General features: G+C 37.2%; 20 protein-coding genes. 19 read left to right on the top strand and 1 reads right to left on the bottom strand.

Annotation, left to right across the window (positions count from 1 at the left end; all coding sequences use genetic code 11):
• The 4 genes from ACFQIC_RS10160 (at position 1) to ACFQIC_RS10145 (ending at position 2,371) form a co-directional block, all read left to right on the top strand.
• Positions 1 to 300 (top strand): VanZ family protein, encoded by a 300-nt coding sequence (locus tag ACFQIC_RS10160; RefSeq protein ID WP_204708147.1) that lies wholly within the window; start codon positions 1 to 3, stop codon positions 298 to 300.
• 196 nt (positions 301 to 496) lie between these two features.
• A complete protein-coding gene (gene safA / locus ACFQIC_RS10155; protein WP_390217070.1) occupies positions 497 to 1,120 on the top strand; it encodes a SafA/ExsA family spore coat assembly protein in 624 nt (207 codons plus the stop codon).
• 109 nt (positions 1,121 to 1,229) lie between these two features.
• The gene (locus ACFQIC_RS10150; protein ID WP_204708146.1) at positions 1,230 to 1,973 is read left to right on the top strand and encodes a PRC-barrel domain containing protein; all 744 of its coding nucleotides are present in this window, start codon (positions 1,230 to 1,232) and stop codon (positions 1,971 to 1,973) included.
• A 254-nt stretch (positions 1,974 to 2,227) separates the two neighbouring features.
• The gene (locus ACFQIC_RS10145) at positions 2,228 to 2,371 is read left to right on the top strand and encodes a hypothetical protein (RefSeq protein WP_204708145.1); all 144 of its coding nucleotides are present in this window, start codon (positions 2,228 to 2,230) and stop codon (positions 2,369 to 2,371) included.
• Between the two features lie 5 nt (positions 2,372 to 2,376).
• Here ACFQIC_RS10145 and ACFQIC_RS10140 read toward each other — a convergent pair whose 3' ends face one another.
• Positions 2,377 to 3,303 (bottom strand): prenyltransferase, encoded by a 927-nt coding sequence (locus ACFQIC_RS10140; protein WP_204708144.1) that lies wholly within the window; start codon positions 3,301 to 3,303, stop codon positions 2,377 to 2,379.
• A gap of 187 nt (positions 3,304 to 3,490) precedes the next feature.
• Between ACFQIC_RS10140 and ACFQIC_RS10135 the strand changes: the two genes are divergently transcribed.
• The 15 genes from ACFQIC_RS10135 (at position 3,491) to ACFQIC_RS10065 (ending at position 21,222) form a co-directional block, all read left to right on the top strand.
• Positions 3,491 to 3,829: a sugar phosphate nucleotidyltransferase gene (locus ACFQIC_RS10135; protein ID WP_390217069.1), complete on the top strand. Its 339-nt coding sequence runs from the start codon at positions 3,491 to 3,493 to the stop codon at positions 3,827 to 3,829.
• A gap of 354 nt (positions 3,830 to 4,183) precedes the next feature.
• On the top strand, positions 4,184 to 5,155 hold the full coding sequence (locus tag ACFQIC_RS10130) for an AraC family transcriptional regulator (RefSeq protein ID WP_204708143.1): 972 nt from the start codon (positions 4,184 to 4,186) through the stop codon (positions 5,153 to 5,155).
• Between the two features lie 118 nt (positions 5,156 to 5,273).
• Positions 5,274 to 6,689, top strand: coding sequence for a rhamnulokinase (rhaB, locus tag ACFQIC_RS10125; RefSeq protein WP_204708142.1), 1,416 nt, complete (start codon positions 5,274 to 5,276; stop codon positions 6,687 to 6,689).
• 14 nt (positions 6,690 to 6,703) lie between these two features.
• Positions 6,704 to 7,966: an L-rhamnose isomerase gene (gene rhaA / locus ACFQIC_RS10120; protein ID WP_204708141.1), complete on the top strand. Its 1,263-nt coding sequence runs from the start codon at positions 6,704 to 6,706 to the stop codon at positions 7,964 to 7,966.
• 20 nt (positions 7,967 to 7,986) lie between these two features.
• Complete coding sequence (locus tag ACFQIC_RS10115) at positions 7,987 to 10,053, top strand: bifunctional aldolase/short-chain dehydrogenase (RefSeq protein WP_204708140.1); 2,067 nt, start codon at positions 7,987 to 7,989, stop codon at positions 10,051 to 10,053.
• Between the two features lie 304 nt (positions 10,054 to 10,357).
• Positions 10,358 to 11,161, top strand: coding sequence for a DeoR/GlpR family DNA-binding transcription regulator (locus tag ACFQIC_RS10110; protein ID WP_204708139.1), 804 nt, complete (start codon positions 10,358 to 10,360; stop codon positions 11,159 to 11,161).
• Positions 11,162 to 11,373: 212 nt separating this feature from the next.
• Positions 11,374 to 12,063: a ribulose-phosphate 3-epimerase gene (gene rpe / locus ACFQIC_RS10105; protein ID WP_204708138.1), complete on the top strand. Its 690-nt coding sequence runs from the start codon at positions 11,374 to 11,376 to the stop codon at positions 12,061 to 12,063.
• Positions 12,064 to 12,083: 20 nt separating this feature from the next.
• Positions 12,084 to 13,058, top strand: coding sequence for a ribokinase (gene rbsK / locus ACFQIC_RS10100; RefSeq protein ID WP_204708137.1), 975 nt, complete (start codon positions 12,084 to 12,086; stop codon positions 13,056 to 13,058).
• A complete protein-coding gene (locus ACFQIC_RS10095) occupies positions 13,051 to 14,607 on the top strand; it encodes a sugar ABC transporter ATP-binding protein (protein ID WP_204708136.1) in 1,557 nt (518 codons plus the stop codon). Before rbsK ends, ACFQIC_RS10095 begins: the two co-directional genes overlap by 8 nt.
• Positions 14,608 to 14,610: 3 nt before the next feature.
• The gene (locus ACFQIC_RS10090) at positions 14,611 to 15,597 is read left to right on the top strand and encodes an ABC transporter permease (protein ID WP_204708135.1); all 987 of its coding nucleotides are present in this window, start codon (positions 14,611 to 14,613) and stop codon (positions 15,595 to 15,597) included.
• 5 nt (positions 15,598 to 15,602) lie between these two features.
• Positions 15,603 to 16,571, top strand: coding sequence for an ABC transporter permease (locus tag ACFQIC_RS10085; protein ID WP_204708134.1), 969 nt, complete (start codon positions 15,603 to 15,605; stop codon positions 16,569 to 16,571).
• Positions 16,572 to 16,661: 90 nt separating this feature from the next.
• Positions 16,662 to 17,726 (top strand): autoinducer 2 ABC transporter substrate-binding protein, encoded by a 1,065-nt coding sequence (locus ACFQIC_RS10080; protein ID WP_204708133.1) that lies wholly within the window; start codon positions 16,662 to 16,664, stop codon positions 17,724 to 17,726.
• 114 nt (positions 17,727 to 17,840) lie between these two features.
• Complete coding sequence (locus ACFQIC_RS10075) at positions 17,841 to 18,797, top strand: sugar phosphate isomerase/epimerase family protein (RefSeq protein ID WP_204708132.1); 957 nt, start codon at positions 17,841 to 17,843, stop codon at positions 18,795 to 18,797.
• 20 nt (positions 18,798 to 18,817) lie between these two features.
• Entirely contained in the window at positions 18,818 to 19,507 is a 690-nt protein-coding gene (gene araD / locus ACFQIC_RS10070) for an L-ribulose-5-phosphate 4-epimerase (RefSeq protein ID WP_204708131.1), read from the top strand.
• Positions 19,508 to 19,524: 17 nt separating this feature from the next.
• Positions 19,525 to 21,222, top strand: coding sequence for a ribulokinase (locus ACFQIC_RS10065; RefSeq protein ID WP_204708130.1), 1,698 nt, complete (start codon positions 19,525 to 19,527; stop codon positions 21,220 to 21,222).
• The last annotated feature ends 93 nt before the right edge of the window (positions 21,223 to 21,315 follow it).

The following is a 21,315-nucleotide window of genomic DNA, read 5'->3' as shown; positions in this document are numbered from 1 at the left end:
ATGACGATTAATGCTCTATTTGAGAGCTTACACGTAGTCGAATTTGCTGTTCTGTATCTTTTGTTAATTGTTGCCTTCCGAGCCAACCATATGTTTTCTAGATTCACTAGTTACGTAGCGGCTGGAATTGCAATGACGTATGGATTGGTTGACGAAATTCACCAATTTCACGTGATTGGGAGATCATTTACTATCATAGATTTAGTGAAAGATGTAACAGGTGTCTTAGTGGTTTGGTGGTTCGTTAATAACATATGTTTTAGTAAGGAAACTAAAACATCTAAAACTCGTACGGCCTGATTTAACTATGCGAACGAAATGATTTGATTTTTTGAAGAGCCTTGTGAGGTAGTTTCTGCGAGGCTTTTTTTGCGTGAATTTATCGAACTAGTTATTTTGTATATTATCGAATCAGCAAAAAGAACCAATTTCCATACATTATTTAATTATTTTTGTCTAAACTATACCAGACAAAACAATAAAGGAGCATTTACTAGTGAAACTATGGATATGGTTAGGAACATTGTTGTTAACGGTGATTATGGTTATTCAAATGCCGCAAACTACTCATGCACAAACCGATACGTATACGGTTAAAAGTGGCGATACGTTATGGAAAATATCTCAGCGTTATCAAATCGGTCTCTCTGAAATTATTAATGCCAACCGGGGAATAAGTAATCCGGACCTTATTTATCCAGGTGATAGAGTGACCATTCCATTGAAACAAGGAATAAAATCCTTAGAACAGCAAGTCATTGATTTAACCAATCAAAAGCGATCTGAAAATGGATTGTCTGCACTTAGGGCGGATTGGGAATTATCAAGGGTAGCTAGATATAAATCAAAAGACATGGAAAATAAAGGATACTTTTCACATGAATCTCCAACTTATGGTTCCCCATTTCAAATGATGAGTGACTTTAATGTTTCCTATAGTCGTGCAGCTGAAAACATTGCAGCTGGTCAGTCCACTGCCCAAGAAGTTGTTAACGGATGGATGGATAGTCCTGGACATAGAAAAAATATTTTGGATGCTAACTTAACTTATATTGGAGTTGGATACTCTGAAGGTGGAAGTTATGGACACTATTGGACACAAATGTTTATAAGTAAATAGTTGCCTATTTCATAAAGGCTTTCAAAGGAAATTCCTTGTTTAACTTTTATTTTTACATGGGAAAAGTCCTATAAAGGTCAATTATTGGGAGAGGTGAAGAAAGATGTTCATGAAGGCAACTACTATCGAAAAATTCTCATTAAAGGCACAGGACGGAGAAATGGGTAAAGCTAAGGATCTTTATTTTAATGAGCAGACTTATACGGTCCGTTACTTGACTGTTGAATCTAAGAAATGGTTTCCAGACCAAATTATTTATTTATCTCCTTCCGCTATTGATCATATCGACTTTGAGAAGAATGTTATAAAGGTCAATAACACTAAGGATGAATTGCGAGAGGTGGCGGGTGTCAAGCACGAATCAGAGATGAATCATCAAAGAGAACAAGAGCTTACGACAAGTATGAACTGGAATCAGTATTGGGTCGGTGACGAAGTGTGGGGACGTCATGCTACTCCTCTTAACTCAACTTCTGATGTTAAGCCATCTTCGGTTGTAACTGATCGTACGGATCATTTACGCAGTGTAAACCATATGAAAGGTGTTTTTAATCACGCCAACGTTATTGCCGAAGATGGAGATATGGGTTATGTCGCCGATGTTATTATTGAAAAAGAAACATGGCGTATTCGCTACTTCGTTATCAATTGTGGGAAATGGTCCACACACCAATTAACACTTATTTCCCCTGATTGGATCACATCCGCTAACTGGACGAAGGATGAATTCTATGTTGATATGACCTTGGAAGGCATCGAAAAGGGTCCACTGTATCAAAAAAGAAAACCAATCACTCGAGATTTTGAAGAAAGAATGTATCATAATTACGGTAAAGAACCTTATTGGTCTTAAAAAAAGCAAAGCCAAGTAGTCTTCAATCTACTCATGGCTTTGCTTTTTATTTGTAGTTATGAAAATCCCGAAAAACTCCACTTTCCATATTTATAGGGAAACGTTCATATAATTTGATCAGGAAAGGGACTCTTTCTGATTAATAAATTCCGTTTTTTAAGCTTTAACAATAGTTGAAAAGCTATTTTCTCCTTTTCGCCTTTTAAACGATAATCAGGTAAGATGAATTCATATATTTTAGAGGAGGAAACTAATTGATCGAAACGAAATGTGCTTTTTGTAATAAAGACACGGATAAGTTAAAACTCGTTCCGATCACAAAGGATCAAAGGCTATGGGCGGAACTATGTTTGGATTGTAGAGAATTTTACAGTTGGTTATTAGAAGTTGAATCCTGAAAGATTTAGATAAAAACTCCGAGCCAAACCGCATTAACCATCGCTAAAATCAAAATAACCTTTTCATAAGCAGAGACTTGCTGATGATTCTTGACCTGCATTATTACGATTAAGTAAGTAGCTATGCTAACTAAAGTTAACATTCCGAGTGCGGCCCACAGTCGGTCGATTCCTAGCCATAAAGCACATAGTCCAGTTAGACCAAAATACAATAACGCGGGCAACCGACTAAACGCTACTCCAAATTTTTCAGAAGCCCACACGACACTTGTTTGCTTCATAGGAACAGCTTGTTTGTCTGCTTCCAAATCAGGGATATGATGGACCATCACCCAAGCGATACAAAATAAAGCATTGATCACAGCATTTTGCCAAACCCATTCAGGCATATAGTCTAACGCTAGCCAAGCACCTGATAATCCAAGAAAAAGTACAGATGGAAAAGTGGCAAACCATTCCCCAACGAAAGGACGGTAACTTAGCTGGAAAGGAGGAAGCGAATATGAGATCGCTCCCCACAATCCGATGAATAGTAGGATCGCTAGTTTATAGTAACCCAAAAGTATAAAAACTAGCACAATCATACTAAGTACAAGGATCAGTCCTTTGCCAAATCGCCAAAGGGCGGATGAGGAAATAAGACCTGTTTGAATCACTCGACTGCCCCCTGACAATATCGCAGGACTAAAGGTATCCGTTCCTGATAAATCATCGATATAATCATTTAATATGTGTGTAAGTACGCCATGGATCAAAAATGCACTGAAAACTAACAGTAGGAACAACGGAATTATTACGTTAGATGAAATCGGTAAATACAGATATAAGGGGAGAACGGTAGAAACGATGGTTGCCACGCTTGAAGAAATGACAGCGATCGACCGTAGTAACAGCCAGCTTCCCTTTAAGCTGGAAATAGCAAGGTTTGTCATTTTATCCACTCCTTTTTTCCTGAATGGAAATATCATTATTATGTAAATCTAAACATCCTTTTTGTACCCATTCTACATTAAGAGCCATATCAATATCTATCAGGGAGAAATAATATTTTAAAGGAGAGCTTGATATCATTAGAAATAATAGGAACTAGAAAGATTTAAACATCCAAATAAAATGTAATTGAATAAGGTTCACCATAAAGGTAATAGGGGTATAATATTCAAAAAGTTAAGGGAGAGAGGTAAGCAAGGGATTATTCTCGATGGAGGCAGTGGTATACGCTTATCTCCAAGTACGTACAGCGTTAATAAACTTTCTGTATTTGACAAGTCTATGATTTATTTATCCTCTATCTGTATTGATGGTATCAAGGAGATTTTGATCATTAGTACTAAGAAATTGATTGAAAGTGCAAATGCCCTTAGCGAACCATTTATAAAATTGATTATCCTGAAAGTATCTAAGGGCCTATCGCCTTTGCCCTATATATTTTTCAAATTGAATTATTGGCTCATGTAAAGCTAGCTTTACATTCAAAGATATCGTTTAAAAGTTAATAATATTTCCATTAATTGTTTATAAATATTCCTATTGTCCGTAACCCCCTAGATTAGAGAACCTACTAGTTTTGAAGAAATAGTATTGAAGTGCTTTTTATATACTGTGTAAGCGTTATCTATTATAATAATACATAATTAGATCGTCAGATGACCTTATGTTGCAACATTATTATGAAATTCCAATAATTTATAATACGTATACGGAAATATGTTCAATGGTAGGGTACGAAAAAAATACAATGATGGTGAAAAAACAATCTCCAATTGAAAATAAATCAATTGGAGATTGTTTTAAGAAAGGAGGAGATCATAAATGGATCTTTATAAACTATTAATGGAACGAACAGAAGAAGAAGAGAAGATTCTTAAAGATAGACGTAAAGTTGAAAAAGGATTATATACGGATGAAAAAGACTTTGTTATACAACGAGAAAAGTTTTTAAGTCCTGAGAAAATGATTATGGTCCGAAAACACACTAGGTTCGTTGACTTTCCTAACCACAAACACAACTATATTGAAATTAACTATGTATATAGTGGCCAGTTAAAACAAACGATTGGAGAAGAAAAAATAACTCTTCAACAAGGCGACTTGTTATTTTTAAACCAACACATTGAACATGAAATTGAGGCGTGTGGGAATGAAGATCTTGTGATAAATTTCATCATTCATCCTCAATTTTTTGATGATGTACTCATGTATTTGTCTTCAGAAACAATAGAAAATAAAATTGGAGATTTTTTCATAAGCAGTTTATTTAATCAAACTCAGGCTGGACAATACCTTCACTTTGTAGTGGATGAGATTCAATCTATTCAAGAGTGGGTCCATAAAATTATTCAAGAAATCATGCAGCCTACTGTATTATCTGAATCCACTATAAAATTGTATATGGGCTTGTTAATGATTGAGCTTATTAAACATTCAGATAAAGTGAAAAGTCAACGTCAACAATATATAGATTATCAATTTGTAATGGAATCATTGACCTATATTGAGCAAAATTATCAAAATGCTTCTTTATACGACTTAGCAGATAAATTGAACCAGCCTCATTATTCGCTTAGCAAGGCGATTAAACAAGCCACCAAACACACGTTTAAAGAACTTTTACAAGATAAAAGGCTAAACAAAAGTAAAGAGCTTCTCCACCATTCTAATCTTCCTATTGCTTCAATTATAGAGGAGGTAGGTTATTCAAATATTAGTTACTTTTATCGAATCTTTAAGCGTAAGTATGGCTATACCCCTAAGAATTTACGGAGAAGTTATAACAAATCATAAATACATTTAGAGTAGTAATTGCAAATAAGGACAATAAAAAAACAAACCTGGTTATTAAGAATTGAGTGGAATCGCAGTATGATAAGTATAGAAAGCGTTTTCGAAATGAGGTGAACATTTGAGGAAGTGCAATTTAGCTGTCGATATTGGGGCTTCTAATGGAAGAGTATTTGCTGGATATGTTAAGGATGAACACATGCATTTAAAACAAATTCATCGGTTCGATAATCAAATGATAAAAAAAGGTAATCACTTTTGTTGGAATATTGATGAATTATTTAAGGGTATTAAAGATGGAATAAAGAAGTGTAATTCTGCAGGGTTACAGCCTGAAAGCATTGGAATTGATACGTGGGCTGTTGACTTCGTTCTTCTTAACGAAAATGATGAATTGCTAACGGACGCTGTCTCGTATCGGGATTCTCGAACAGACGGAGTCATGGAAGAAGTCTTTCAATCTATTAGTAAAGAAGAAATTTACTCAAGGACAGGAATTCAGTTTCAAAAATTTAACACTCTTTATCAACTCTACTCTTTGAAGAAAAACAACCCAGAAATTCTAGCTAGTGCGAGATCATTTTTAATGATTCCTGATTACTTCAATTATCTATTAACTGGTAAAAAGGTTAATGAATACACAAATGCTACTTCCACTCAACTAGTTAATGCCCACACTAAGCAGTGGGATCAACACTTGATTGAGTCATTAGATTTTAACGAGAGTATGTTTCAAGAAATTAAACCACCCATGTATGAAGTAGGTAATTTAAGAGGTGAACTTGTGTCAGAGTTCGGTTTTGATATGAAAGTATTTCTCCCTGCTACTCACGATACAGGGTCTGCTGTTGTATCGGTTCCAGAGTTGGACGATACGATTTATATTAGTTCAGGAACCTGGTCTTTGATTGGGACTGAGAATGATAACCCAAATTGTGATGAAGATGCTTTGAAATATAACTTTACGAATGAAGGCGGATTAGACTATAGATTTCGTTTTCTAAAGAATATTATGGGGCTTTGGATGATCCAAGAAGTTAAAAGGAACTACAACGATCAGTACTCATTCGAAGAATTAATGAAACTGGCTAAAACAACAGAAGAATTTTCTTCTCAAGTAAATGTGAATGATGATCGATTCCTAAAACCAGAGAGCATGATCGAAGAAGTCCAAAACTATTGTCTTGAGAACAAACTACCTTTGCCTCAAACACCGGGAGAGATAAGTCGCTGTATTTTTAATAGCTTAGCATTTAGCTATGGGCAGGCAATTGATCAAATTGAAGAAATTTCTGGGAAAACCTTCAAACAAATTAATATCATTGGAGGCGGTAGCCAGAACGAATTGATCAATCAGTTAATTACAAATACAACAAATAAACCAGTATATTCAGGACCAATAGAAGCAACGGCAATTGGTAATATTGCATCTCAACTGATTGCACTTGGGAAGTGTAGGAATGTGGGAGAAGCCAGAACTATGATTAAGAACTCTTTTGATATAACTACGTATACTCCAAGCAATATTAATGAGTGAGGGGGAGAGAATGGATGAAAGATCATCGAGTTTATGAAGTAGCAAAGCAGTCTTTTGAAAAGTGGAATATCAACGTAGACAATGTGTTAGAACAGATGAAGAAGGTGTCCATTTCGATTCATTGTTGGCAAGGGGATGATATTGGTGGATTTGAGGTGAACCAGCAAGAGTTATCAGGTGGAATAGATGTAACAGGGGATTATCCCGGAAAAGCGACAACTCCAGAGCAATTAAGAGGGGATTTAGAAAAGGCTCTATCTTTAATTCCTGGAAAGCATCGAGTGAACTTACACGCCATTTATGCAGAAACGAATGGAGAAGTAGTGGAAAGAGATGAAATTAAACCGGAACATTTTAGGAATTGGGTGCAGTGGGCCAAAGAGAACGAACTTGGCTTAGACTTTAACCCTACTCTATTCTCACATCCTAAAGCAGAAGAAGGTCTTACATTATCCCATCCAAACAGGGAAATCAGGAAATTCTGGATTGACCATTGTAACGCTTCAAGAAAAATTTCGGAATATTTTGGTAAAGAGCTTGGTACTCCTTCTTTGACGAACATATGGATTCCAGATGGGTATAAGGATATTCCTAGCGATCGTCTTACCCCTAGGAAACGATTGAAGGAATCGCTAGATGAAATTTTTAAAGTCGAGACAGAAGCTTCGTATAACTTGGATGCAGTTGAAAGTAAGTTGTTCGGAATTGGATCGGAAGCATTTGTTGTAGGTTCTCATGAATTTTATATGAACTATTCATTAGCAAATAATAAACTATGTTTACTAGACACCGGACATTTTCATCCTACTGAAAAAGTCTCTGATAAACTTTCATCTATGCTACTATATCATGATCAATTAGCCTTGCACGTTTCTAGACCTGTAAGGTGGGATAGTGACCATGTGGTGACTTTAGATGATGAATTGAGAGAAATTGGCTTAGAAATTATCAGGAATAAGGCGTTGGATCGAATTAAACTAGGTCTTGATTTCTTTGATGCTAGTATTAATCGCGTAGCAGCGTGGACGATAGGAACTCGTAATATGCTTAAATCATTGCTCTATGCCATGCTTTTACCACATGAGCATTTAAAACAGTTACAAGAAGACGGTGATTTCACAGAAAGGTTAGCCCTAATGGAAGAATTTAAAACTTATCCATTTGGTGCAATTTGGGATCATTACTGCAGTGAAATGGGTGTGCCTATACAAGAGTCTTGGTTACATGAAGTCAAGCAGTATGAAGATGAAGTTACGTTAAAGCGAACTACTGTTTAAAAAATAGAGGAGGATGACTTATGGTCCGAAATTTATGGAATGATAATGAAGAAAGATCTAAAAACGGGTTGGATGAATTGGTGTACCGTTCAAATCTATTAGGTTCCGATCGATCTGTTGCAAATTGGGGTGGCGGGAACACTTCAGTGAAAACCATCGAACAAGACTTTAAAGGGGAAGAAATTGATGTCATGTGGGTAAAGGGCAGTGGATCTGACTTAGCTACTATGAAACATGGAAATTTCACAGGTCTAAACCTCGCTGATATTCATCCCCTTAAAGAAAAAGAGAATATGTCAGACGAAGACATGGTTGAGTATTTGAGTCATTGTATGATTGATTCGAAGCATCCTAGGTCATCCATTGAAACCTTATTACATGCATTTTTACCTTTCAAGCATGTAGATCATACCCACCCTGATGCGATTATTAGCATTGCTTGTGCATCAAATGGGAAAGAAATAGCTGCACAGATATTTGGAGACCGATTTGTTTGGGTTCCTTATATTCGTCCAGGATTTAAGCTGTCTAAAATGATAGCTGAAGGGGTAGAAGCTAATCCAAAGGCTGATTTAGTTATTATGGAGAAGCATGGACTTGTTACTTGGGGTGAAACATCTAAAGAAAGCTACGACCACACGATTTCGGTTATTCAGGAAGCTGAAAATTATATTAATAAGCAGGCATCTGAGACTTCTATGTTTGGTGGTGCACAAGTAGGAGCAATTTTTCAACAGGATAGAAAGGATATTCTTGCGAATGTATTACCCGTTATAAGAGGTAAAGTGAGTGCTGAGAAAAGAATGATTGCTACGTATACTGATGAGGACAATGTATTGGAATTTGTAAATAGCAATGCGGGAAAAGAACTATCAAAGGTAGGAGCTGCTTGTCCTGATCACCTTGTTCATACGAAAAGAACACCTCTTTTTATTGATTGGAACCCTGAGAAGGAAGGGGAACAAGAGTTAATAGAAAAGGTTGAAAATGGGTTGCTGGATTTTGAGAACGAATATAAATCGTATTTTGAACAGAATAAGAATGAAGCGGATGAGATGTTTGAGGCAGTACCTCGGGTTATTTTAATTCCTGGTATAGGAATGATAAATACGGGAAAAAGTTGGAGTGCTGCTAATGTAAGTGAATCCCTTTATCGTCGTGCTATCTCTGTAATGAGGGGTGCAACAGTACTAGGTGAATTTGTCTCGTTAAGCGAAGAAGAATCATTTGCTATAGAGTACTGGCCCCTTGAGTTGTATAAATTAAGCCTAGCTCCACCAGAAGCAGAATTCTCTCGTAAAATTGCTTTTGTAACTGGGGGAGCTGGAGGCATTGGGACTGCTGTGTGTCATAGATTAGTATCTGAAGGAGCCCATGTTATCGTAGCAGATATAAACGAAGAAGGAGCAAGAAATACAGCTTCCCATATCAATGAGTTATATGGTGCCAATCGTGCACTGGCCGTAAAAATGGATGTAACGAGTGAAGAGAAAGTCATGGATGCCTTAAAGGATGTGGTACTCACATATGGTGGATTAGATATCATTGTCAACAATGCAGGACTAGCTAGTTCTAGCCCATTTGAAGAAACAACGACAGAGCAATGGAATTTAAATATGAATGTACTGGCTACAGGATACTTCTTAGTTGCTAGAGAAGCGTTCAAACTGATGAAATCACAAGAGATTGGTGGAAATATGGTGTTTGTAGGCTCTAAGAACTCTATCTATGCTGGTAAAAATGCAGCAGCTTATAGTACAGCGAAAGCCGCAGAAGTTCATCTTGCTAGAACAATAGCAGCTGATGGAGGAGAATATGGCATCAGAGTTAATTCAGTACTTCCAGATGCTGTTATTCGAGGCTCTAAAATTTGGGATTCCCAATGGAAAGAAGAAAGAGCGTCTTCTTATGGAATAGATTCTGATGACTTAGAAGAACATTACCGTAAGCGGACGATTTTGAATGTGAATATTCTTCCTGAGGATATTGCAGAGTCCATTGCATTTTTATCCTCTTCTAAAGCCAGTAAAACAACAGGGTGTATGGTAACTGTCGATGGTGGGGTTGCGGCAGCTTTTACTAGATAAGAATTTTAATGTAAAACATAAAGAACCGTCGCTTTATATAGAACTCTATATAAAGGGCGGTTTTTTGTATTGAAACTAAGAATGATATACTATCAAAAGAGCAAAAGTTGTATAAGTGGCTTACAAAGGTGTTTGAAATGGTATAGAATGGAAGTGTGGCATTATTTCAAAACAATCAAATGTGGTAACCAACAATTTTAACCAACAAATATACCAATTATTTTAATGTAAAACCACAAAAATAAATGTTTTTATTTGGTTTTTTCTGTTTTTTAATTTCAAGAATAAAAGGCGCGTGAGAAAAATGGAAGAAAATACAAACAACAATAACGGATCATTAGTGAATCTAAACGAACGGCAAAAAAATATTGCTTCCTTGGTGGATCAAAGTGGAACGGTACGCGTATCAGATTTAAGTAGAGAGTTTAAAGTGAGCGAAGAGACAATACGCAGAGATTTTGAAAGGTTGGAAAAACGGAAGCTAATTAAGAAAATACATGGGGGTGCTGTTAGAGTAGAAAAGGGAATCGAGGTACCTTTTCCGAAGCGGCAATCGAAACATATCCTAGAAAAAGAAATGATTGCAAACACAGCTGCTTCTTATGTAGAAGATGGAGACATCATAGCTATTGACGCTAGTAGTACTAGTGTACTAATGACAAAGTACATAAAAGGAAAGAGTTTAACTGTAATTACTAATTCTATTGGGGTTACACTTGAATTGGCTCATGAACAAGATATTCGGTTGATTCTAATTGGGGGGTATCTTTCAGAGAGTTCAATGTCGCTTGTAGGAAATTTTGCCGAAAGAGTCGTTCAGGATTATCATGTAGATAAATTTTTCTTTTCTTGTTTAGGAGTAGACTTAACAAGAGGTGTAAGTGAAATCCATGAAGACCAAGCATTGGTAAAAAAGCAAATTTTATCCATTTCTGATCAGCTATTTTTATTAGTTGACCATAGTAAGTTTGGTGAGAAATCCCTCTTTCGTTTATGTGATTTGTCGATCATCGATTATCTAATTACTGATAATAAAGTATCTATAAATACAATAAATGAACTTAATAAAAAAGGTACTCGCACTATAGTTGGCGAGAAGTCAAATTGACTTCTCGTCTTTTTTGTGTGATTGTTCTTTGTTTCACAAACATTATTTTGGTAAACCACAAAAATAATGTTGTAAAACAGACTTTGTGTTGTTATAATAAAAATATTAAATATTATCAAAATTAAAAAAGTAAGTGCATTCCTTTGAACTATGCTATTTACAAACAATTTAAAAGTTGATTTCACAGAGCTTTTAAAAGAGGGAGGATATATATGGGACAAATTGGACCGTCATTAATGTGCGCTAATATGGGAGAATTAAGGGATGCAATTGTGAGATTAGACCAATCAAATGTTGATTTTTTCCACTTCGATATCATGGATGGGAACTTTGCACCTAATTTTACGATGGGGCCAGACATGATTAGGAGTTTGCGTTCCCACTCTGATAAGCCATTTGATGCACACTTAATGGTTGAAGAACCGGAAAGGTATATTGATATCTTTGCTGATGCTGGTGCTGACATGATATCAGTCCACGCTGAATCCACCATTCACTTACAAAGGACGTTAACAAATATAAAAAATAAAGGGTTACAGGCTGGGGTCGCTTTAAATCCATCCTCCTCCCTAAACCACTTGGACTATGTGTGGGATATGATGGACTATGTAGTATTAATGACTGTGAACCCTGGGTTTGCTGGACAAAAGTTTATACCACTGACATTAGATAAAATTAGTCGTTTAAAAGATATGGTTCATGAGCAAGGATTGGACATTCAGATTCAGGTAGATGGAAACATAAGCTACGAGACCATACCAAAAGTACTAGAGAGAGGAGCAGATATGCTTGTTTGCGGCACATCTTGCTTATTTAAAAAAGATGAATCGTTGGAAGAGTCAACAGAAAAACTGCATACTTTTCTAAATGAGTTTAATTCGAATCGTGTGACAAATTCTTAAAAAGAAAGAGTTGACCCAAAATGAGTATTAATGTTGTTGGTAGTATCAATATTGACATCGTAGCGATGACGAATGACTATCCATTACGAGGAGAAACAAAATTTGGAAACAAAATAGACTATTTATTTGGAGGCAAAGGTGCAAATCAAGCTACAGCAGCGGCGATGCTTGGAAAAGAAGTGAATATGATTGGATCCGTTGGAAGTGATTATTACGGAGATAAGCTCATTGAGAATCTAACTAGTAATAAAGTAAATACACGCTTTGTTAAAAAATCAGATTCCTTTGCTACAGGCACGGCAATTATTACGATAGATCGAACGGCTGAGAATACAATGCTCGTCCTAAAAAGTGCAAATGAAGATTTAAATGTGGATGATGTTGAAAGCGCATTCAGAGAACTGGATGATGGTGGGGTTTTGCTGGTACAAATGGAAGTTCCCCAAGAAACAGTGATTCGGTCGATGCAGTTAGCTAAAGAGAAAGGCATGTATGTGATTTTAGACCCAGCCCCTGCTGAAGGAATTACAATAAAAGCGTTGGAATATGCGGATATTATCACACCTAATCGGCAAGAAACAAAACACATGCTGGATATAGATGTAATTGATGTGGAGTCTGCTTTAAGGGCAGCACGAGCCTTTGAGACTATGGGTGTTGACCAATCCATTATAAAAATGGCTGATAAAGGTTCCGTTGTTTATCAAAAAGGAGATTGGACTTACTTAGAATCAATACCTGTGGACGCCGTTGACACAGTAGGAGCTGGTGACTCATTTGCTGGCGCGTTAGCCTGCAGCATTTTAGATGGTCATGATATTGAAGTAGCTGCTCGTTTTGCTTCAATTGTAGGTGCATTAAAGGTAACAAAAGTTGGAGCACAATCAGGACTTCCTACAAAGGCTGAAGTACTAGAGTTTTGTAAGGAAAGAGGGTTGTCATATCCTCAACCAAAAGAATCAAACTTCCTAAAGGAGGCTTCTCAAATTGAGTGATTCTATTTTAGAAATGAAAAACATTAGTAAAACATTTCCGGGTGTCAAAGCTTTAGATGAAGTTCAACTAGAAGTGAAAAAAGGTGAAGTCCATGCGTTGATTGGAGAAAATGGTGCCGGTAAATCAACATTGATCAAAATTCTGGCAGGTCTTCATAAACCGGATCCCGGAGCAGAATTTTACTTTGAAGGGCAAAAGGCAGAAATCAATAAACCAATTGATGCCACGTTAAAAGGCGTATCAATCATTTATCAGGATTTAAGTTTATTTCCAAATTTAACAGTAGCGGAGAACATTTATATCGGACATGACAGTGGGAAAATGCCTTGGAAAAAAGTTAATTGGAAGAAGATTAAAGAAACCGCTAAGAAGGCCTTACAGGAATTGAATATAGAAATTGATCTGAATACAAGAGTAGAGCAATTAAGCATTGCTCAACAGCAAATGATTGAAATCGCTAGGGCGTTAGCCTTTGATTCAAAACTAATTGTAATGGATGAACCTACCTCTTCATTATCTTCTGGAGAAGTCGAAAAACTATATAAAATTGTTGATAAATTAAGTGCGAAAGGTATTTCCATCATTTTTGTTAGTCATAAATTGAGAGAGCTATTCAGAGTATCAGACCGGTTCACTGTGCTACGAGATGGAAAATACGTCGGTTCCTATGATATAGAAGATATCGACGAATCGATGTTGATCAAATTAATGGTTGGACGTGAAGTAACTTATGAGAAGAACGAGGCGGAAGTAGAACCTGGAGATGTAATATTTGAAGTAAAAGATTTTTCTAAGCAAGGGAACTTTAAAGATATTTCACTCCAAGTGAGAGAAGGCGAGATCCTGGGCATTACCGGGTTGGTAGGATCAGGACGAACGGAGTTAGCCCAATCTATTTTTGGAATCAACAAACGAGATGAAGGTAGCTTAGCTCTTTATGGCAAACCAATCAATATTAATTCATCAGAGGAAGCTGTTAAAAAAGGAGTAGCTTATGTTCCCGAAGCAAGGCAGACCCAAGGACTTGTTTTAGGACAATCAGTAATTAATAACATGTCTCTTCCAATAATAGATAAATTAAGGAACAAGTTTAAACTGATTGATAGAAATATAGAAGTAGAAATGGCCAACCAATATGTCAAATCTTTGGATGTCAGACCTGCGTTGCCAGAGTTACCAGCTTCTAAATTATCAGGAGGTAACCAACAAAAAGTTGTTATTGGAAAATGGTTATCGGCTCAGCCTAAAATTCTTATCATTGATGAGCCTACTAATGGCATTGACATCGGAGCAAAAACAGAAATTCATAAATTGTTAAGAAGGTTAGCAAACGAAGGAATAGGAGTTATTATGATTTCTTCCGAGTTACCAGAGGTGCTAGCCGTCAGTGATCGAATCGTAGTCATGCGTAATGGCAGAATATCTGGAGAAATGAATGTAGGAGAGGCTACACAAGAAAAAATTATGAATTATGCACTTGAAGGGCAACAAAAGCGCAAACCTGATGTTGAAGTATCGGAGGAAGATAAGCTTGGTCAGGAGGTATGAATTGTGAAGGCAATTTTGAAGCAGAAAGAAATGAGCATTCTAGCAATTGTTATTTTAGTTAGTATAATTCTTTCCACGATAAGCCCTGTATTTCTAACTGTAGGAAATTGGTTAGATATTATCGAAGGGAACGCTGTAATCGGTATATTAGCAATCGGAATGACGTTAATTATCATTACCAGTGATATCGATGTATCTGTCGCCGCTGTGACAACAGCTGTAGCCGTATCAATTGGATACTTCTTTCAATTTTTACCGGATAGTTGGATTTCTGTTCTATTAATCTTTTTATTTGCACCATTAATTGGCTTGGTTATGGGATTGTTTAATGGTTTATTGGTATCAAAAATTGAAATTCCAGCAATTGTCGTGACGTTGGGAACCTTAAATATTATTGCTGGTTTGGTGTTGTATATAACGAACGGTAATTATATAAATAGCACAAATTTCCCGAGTTCTTTCATGACGTTTGCCAACTTTGAATTATTAGGTATTCCTATTTTAGTATATTTGCTAGGTTTAGTAGCAATTGGTACTTGGTTTATCTTAAAACATACTTTAATTGGGCGATCTGTCCTAGCAATTGGAGGGAATGCTCAATCCTCCGTACGAGTTGGGATTGATTATAAGAAGGTTAAACTCTTTGTTTTTGCCTATATGGGTGTATTAGCTGGGATTGCAGCTATTGCTCAAACTGCTTATACCAAAGCAGTGGATCCAAACGGAATGCTAGGATTAGAACTTACTGTTATTGCAGCTGTTGTTCTAGGTGGAGCCAATATCCACGGTGGGCGCGGATCCATTCATGGAACACTACTGGGAGTACTCTTATTAGCTATTATGCAAAATGGAATGATTCTCGCCCGTATTGATACGTATTGGCAGAATGTTGTAACTGGCGCCATTATTGTTATTGCCGTTTCCTACGATCAAATTAGCTATAAGCGTTCTCAAGATAAACTCGCGAAAATAGAAGTTGAGGAGGCATAACGGAAATGAACATAAAACTCTCAAAAGAAAGCATATTGGGGCTAATCGCATTAGGAACGTTTGTGTTGATGACCGTAGTGGCCCCTGGCTTCATATCTTCTACAAATATTAATAGTATGATGTTTCAGTTACCAGAATTTGGACTTTTAGCTATAGCAATGATGGTGGTCATCGTTACGGGTGGTATCGATCTATCAATAACTTATATTGCTGCTCTTTCGGGTGTAGGCGCTGCCCTTATGTTAACAAATGGATTTGGTATTTTACCAGCAATTATTGTCGCTATACTGTTTGCTTTAGCTTGTGGTGCATTTAATGGGTTTGTCATTTCGAAGATTGGTGTATCACCTATTCTCGTAACACTGGGAACTATGGTTTTATTTGAGGGAGTTATATTAGCGATTACTAGTGGAAGTTCCATTTCTGGATTCTCAGATAGTTATAGCTTAATAGGTAATGGATATTACTTAGGGATCGTCCCTTTTTCGATGGTGATTTTCATAGTATTTGCCGCCTTGACGGGACTCCTCCTTAATAAGACAACTTGGGGTAGAAGAGTTTACATGTACGGCAGTAATGATATTGCTACATTGTTCTCAGGTGTTAAGAATAGCAAAGTGCTAATGAAAGTTTATTTATATGCTGCTTTATTGGCTGCTATTTCGGCAATCATCATGACATCTCGTTACAATTCAGTGAAAGTAGACTTAGGGTCTTCCTATTTATTACAAAGCGTTGCTGCTGCAGTGTTAGGTGGAACAAATATACACGGTGGTTATGGCAGAGTAATGGGAACCGTATACGCTGTGCTTATCTTTCAATTTATTAGAAATGGATTAAACTTGTTAGGGTTCCATTCATCTTTAGTTGATGTCGTTATAGGAAGTATTTTAATTCTCGTATTAACTATGAATTTCTTTTCTGACAAGTTTAAGCAAAAACGAGATGCCAAAAGTGCTGGTCATGCGGCATAGCATAATTAAATGAAAACTAGCAACAATTGACTTCGTTTATACCCTAGATATTTAGGTATAATAATAAAATTTATTTTGAGGGGGAGAATCATGAAGAATTTTTGGAAAAGCTTAGTGGCCGTATTGTTTGTAGTCGGTATCCTAGCAGGTTGTGTATCAGATGGAAATAGTGGTAGTTCAGATTCTGAAACAAGTGGGGATGGTGGTGATAACACCGATTCCACTGAGGCAGAGGATAGCGGTGAGTTAGACATTGCTGTTGTACCTAAACTAGTAGGTATTCCATATTTCAATGCTTCAGAAACTGGAGCAATAGAAGCAGGCGAAGAACTCGGTGTGAATGTTGAATACACGGGTCCAACGCAAGCTGATGCTTCTGCTCAAGTAAAAGTTATCGAGGATTTGATTTCTAAAAGTGTAGACGTAATTGCAGTGGCACCTAATGACCCAGCTTCTGTGAAGCCTGTGCTTGAAAAAGCAAAAGAAGAGGGTATTTCAGTAATGGACTGGGATACGCCTGCTGACAAAGACCTTGTTGATCTTTCTGTAAAGCAAGTAGATGACGAAGAATTTGGACGTCATATGGCTCAAAAGCTAGTAGAGGCAATGGGCACTGAAGAAGGTGAAATTGCTATTCTAACTGGTGGGTTATCAGCAGCTAACTTGAACTTGTGGATTGAAGCCGCACAAAAAGAATTTGATGAAAATTATCCAGGAATCGAAATTGTATCAGAGAAAATACCAACTGATGAGAAACAACAGGTTGCTTATCAAAAAACACTAGACCTCATTAAGTCATACCCAGACCTGAAAGGTGTTCTAGCTGTTTCAACTCCTGCTCCACTTGGCGCTGCTCAAGCTGTTCAAGAAGAAGGGCTACAAGATGAAGTTTCTGTTGTAGGTTCAGCTCTTCCAACTGATTCTGCACCTTTCCTTGAGGATGGCTCACTAGATACAGCTGTTCTGTGGAATCCGAATAAACTAGGATACTTGTCTGTTGCTTTGGGACAAATGTTAGCCAATGGTGAAATGCCAGAAGATGGACAAGAAATTGAGAACGTTGGAGAAATCACTGTGAAAGATGACGGTAAGACAGTCATCATGGGGCCACCAGCGGACTATACGAAAGAAAATGCTGCTGACTTTGATTTTTAATATGTAGTGAGAACTTAAGAAGAGCCGGCCAAACTAAATATTCGTTTGGTCGAGCTCTTTTTATTAAATGGATAACGTAGGCCAATTACATCGACATGTCTTGGAGGGATCCTAATGAACAACCAAAATTATCAACAGAAAAGTAATAGAATTAAGCAAAAATTTTTCGAGGAAAAACAAAAAAATCCTGAAAAATTTCGTAAAAAATTGAACTTATCCTGGAGTAATTGGGGGTTTGGTTTAGAAGATTTAGAAGATTCAATTCTTCGATTAAAGAATGCAGGAATAGATTATATAGAATTACATGGAAACCATTACGGCGAAGATTTAGGATCTGATGTCAACGAGACTATGCACCTCTTAGAAAAGCATCAAATGAAGGTGTCGGGAGTTTGCGGGATGTTTTCAGCTGAAAATGATCTTTCAAGTAATGACCCTAGAAAGAGACAAGAGGCTATTAGTTATCTTAAACGAGAGTTAGCGTTCACTCATTCAGTAGGTGGAAATTATTTATTAGTTGTCCCTGGCGCTGTTGGAAGACCTAATGCTTATGATGAAATGGAATTCGAAAGAAGTGTACAGACCCTTCGTACTCTTGGCGATAGATTTCATGAAACAGGAATTCATGCAGCTATTGAACCCGTTCGTGCAGCAGAGGTTAGCTTTGTTCATACAATCAGTGAAGCTCAGAAGTATATACAATCGGTTAACCATAACGGAATTTATCATATTAATGGTGACACTTATCATATGCAATCAGAAGAGTCACATATTGGAGAAGCTATCCTACAGGCTGGTGATCAATTAGTGAATTTACATGTTGCCGATAGTAATCGAGGAGCACTTGGAGACGGTCAAATGGACGTAGACAGCATTATTATGGCGTTATATTTAATAGGCTTTAATCAAGAAGGAAAATTCGTAACACCCGAACCACTAGGACCAGGTGGTGACCCTTACCCAGCTATGTATGCGAAGCCGAACAGAGAGAAGTTGAATTACTTAGTCAATCAAACAGCTAGTTATTTCAAAGAAAGAGAGAAACAATTACTTCAAAGTGAAGGTACCTGAATGATAAAGGAGTGTTGATTATGCTGGAAGGTTTAAAACAAGAAGTGTTAGAAGCTAATCAATCTTTAGAAAAGTACAATCTCGTTACATTTACTTGGGGTAACGTTAGTGCCATAGATCGAAATTCAGGTTTGGTTGTCATTAAACCTAGTGGTGTCCCGTACAAAGAAATGACAATGGATGATCTTGTAGTGATTGATTTGGAAGGTAATATAATAGAAGGAAAAAGAAAACCTTCCTCGGATTCTCCGACTCATTGTATCCTGTATGAGAAATTTCAAGATATAGGTGGTATTGTACATACTCACTCTCCTTGGGCAACGAGCTGGGCACAATCGGGAAAATCAATCCCTGTCCTAGGAACCACCCATGCTGATTATTTTTACGGCGCGATTCCTTGTACTCGTGAAATGAATGACGAAGAAATTAATGGGGATTACGAATGGGAAACAGGGAAAGTGATTATTGAGATGTTTATTGATATAGATCCTATGACAATTCCAGGGGTATTAGTAAAAGGACATGCACCCTTCACTTGGGGAAAAGACCCAATGAATGCTATTCATCATGCAGTTGTACTTGAAGAAGTTGCTAACATGGCCTTGCATACGTATCAGATAAATGACTTGGTTCGACCGATAAACTCAAGTCTCCTAAATAAACATTACTTGCGAAAACACGGATCAAAAGCTTATTACGGACAATCATAATAAAGGAGGATAACAAGATGAGAAAAGGGAGATTTGTGATTGGAATCGACTACGGAACGGAGTCAGGGAGAGCAGTTCTTGTCTCTTTAGAGAATGGAGAGGAAATAACTGATCATGTGACCCCTTATCCGCACGGTGTTATAAGCAACGAACTACCTTATTCTGGGGTGAAATTAGGATTTGAATGGGCACTGCAACATCCGGGAGATTATATAGAAGTTTTAAGAGTTTCTGTACCATCCATTATTAAAGAAGCGAATGTTGATCCAAAGGATATAATTGGTATTGGTATTGATTTTACTGCTTGTACTATACTGCCTATTGATGATCGGGGGGAACCTCTGTCTTTCCAAGAAAACTTTAAAGAAGACCCACATAGTTGGGTGAAATTATGGAAACATCACGCAGCACAAAGTGAAGCGAATCAATTAAATGAGGTCGCTGAGCAAAGAGGTGAGGAGTTTTTATCACGATACGGCGGGAAAATATCTTCAGAATGGATGATCCCAAAGATTTGGCAAGTTTTGAATGAATCCCCTGAGATCTATCAAGCAGCCGATCGTTTTGTAGAAGCAACAGACTGGGTAGTTTCACAATTAACAAATCAATTTGTCAGAAACAGCTGTACCGCAGGATATAAGAGTATATGGCATAAAAAAGAAAGTTTTCCAAGTAAAGAATTTTTCAGAGATCTCGATCCACGTTTAGAAGATGTTGTGGAGCAAAAATTAACAGGAGATGTTGTTTCTCTTGGTACGAAAGCTGGCGAATTATCAAAAGAGATGGCTGAACTTATGGGGCTCTCAGAAGGAGTAGCGGTGGCGGTTGGTAATGTAGATGCCCATGCATCTGTTCCTGGTATGGGAGTGGTAAGTCCAGGTAAATTAGTTATGGCGATGGGAACGTCCATCTGTCATATGATTCTTGGTAATAAGGAAGTAGAAATTGAAGGAATGTGTGGGGTTGTAGAAGACGGGATCATTCCTGGGTATTATGGATATGAAGCAGGACAATCGGCAGTAGGGGATATATTTGGATGGTATGTAAATGAGGCTGTTCCTTCCTATGTAAATGAGGCAGCTGAAAAGGAAGGAATAGACGTCCATCAGTGGCTTGAAGAAAAGGCAAGTCAGTATCGACCTGGCGAGATAGGTCTTCTCGCTTTGGATTGGTGGAACGGTAATCGCTCTGTTTTAGTAGATACGGAATTAAGTGGCTTAATTATAGGATCCACACTGCAAACAAAACCTGAAGAGATTTACCGCGCATTGCTGGAATCTACTGCATTTGGAACACGCAAAATTGTAGATGCCTTCCAGTTTAATGGAATCGACGTCGAAGAACTTTATGTATGTGGCGGGTTACCGCAAAAGAATAAACTTTTACTTCAAATTTATGCAGATGTAACAAACCGCCCGATTACCATTGCTGATTCCAAACACACCCCTGCGGTCGGTGCTGCTATGTTCGGAGCTGTAGCAGCAGGAGCTAAAAAAGGCGGATATGATACCATAGTGGAAGCGACGAACGAGATGGCTAGAATTAAAGAAGAAAAGATAAAACCTATTTCAGAAAACGTTGAAGTCTATGAGAAACTATATCAGGAGTATAGCAGATTGCACGACTATTTCGGACGTGGCCATAATAATGTTATGAAGACACTGAAATCGATTAGAAATAATTCAAACGTTTACGATGAAGAAAAAGTTTATTAGTGCTGAAATTTTTTCTGTTGCTCCGTAATGAATAAGCATGAAAGTCTTGTGGAGAGAATGCTCTATAAGGCTTTTTTCTTTTTAAGTTTATGT

It is taken from the genome of Halobacillus seohaensis, assembly GCF_042663045.1.
GTDB lineage: Bacteria > Bacillota > Bacilli > Bacillales > Halobacillaceae > Halobacillus_A > Halobacillus_A seohaensis.
This window is presented reverse-complemented; position numbering and strand designations above follow the sequence as displayed.

What these genes read in the sequence shown, in the direction of transcription:
- ACFQIC_RS10160 (WP_204708147.1), top strand. Translation starts at nt 1, where the DNA reads ATGACGATTAATGCTCTATTTGAGAGCTTACACGTAGTCGAATTTGCT.
- ACFQIC_RS10150 (WP_204708146.1), top strand. Translation starts at nt 1,230, where the DNA reads ATGAAGGCAACTACTATCGAAAAATTCTCATTAAAGGCACAGGACGGA.
- ACFQIC_RS10140 (WP_204708144.1), bottom strand. Translation starts at nt 3,303, where the DNA reads ATGACAAACCTTGCTATTTCCAGCTTAAAGGGAAGCTGGCTGTTACTA.
- ACFQIC_RS10130 (WP_204708143.1), top strand. Translation starts at nt 4,184, where the DNA reads ATGGATCTTTATAAACTATTAATGGAACGAACAGAAGAAGAAGAGAAG.
- rhaA (WP_204708141.1), top strand. Translation starts at nt 6,704, where the DNA reads ATGAAAGATCATCGAGTTTATGAAGTAGCAAAGCAGTCTTTTGAAAAG.
- ACFQIC_RS10115 (WP_204708140.1), top strand. Translation starts at nt 7,987, where the DNA reads ATGGTCCGAAATTTATGGAATGATAATGAAGAAAGATCTAAAAACGGG.
- ACFQIC_RS10110 (WP_204708139.1), top strand. Translation starts at nt 10,358, where the DNA reads ATGGAAGAAAATACAAACAACAATAACGGATCATTAGTGAATCTAAAC.
- rpe (WP_204708138.1), top strand. Translation starts at nt 11,374, where the DNA reads ATGGGACAAATTGGACCGTCATTAATGTGCGCTAATATGGGAGAATTA.
- rbsK (WP_204708137.1), top strand. Translation starts at nt 12,084, where the DNA reads ATGAGTATTAATGTTGTTGGTAGTATCAATATTGACATCGTAGCGATG.
- ACFQIC_RS10085 (WP_204708134.1), top strand. Translation starts at nt 15,603, where the DNA reads ATGAACATAAAACTCTCAAAAGAAAGCATATTGGGGCTAATCGCATTA.
- ACFQIC_RS10080 (WP_204708133.1), top strand. Translation starts at nt 16,662, where the DNA reads ATGAAGAATTTTTGGAAAAGCTTAGTGGCCGTATTGTTTGTAGTCGGT.
- ACFQIC_RS10075 (WP_204708132.1), top strand. Translation starts at nt 17,841, where the DNA reads ATGAACAACCAAAATTATCAACAGAAAAGTAATAGAATTAAGCAAAAA.
- araD (WP_204708131.1), top strand. Translation starts at nt 18,818, where the DNA reads ATGCTGGAAGGTTTAAAACAAGAAGTGTTAGAAGCTAATCAATCTTTA.
- ACFQIC_RS10065 (WP_204708130.1), top strand. Translation starts at nt 19,525, where the DNA reads ATGAGAAAAGGGAGATTTGTGATTGGAATCGACTACGGAACGGAGTCA.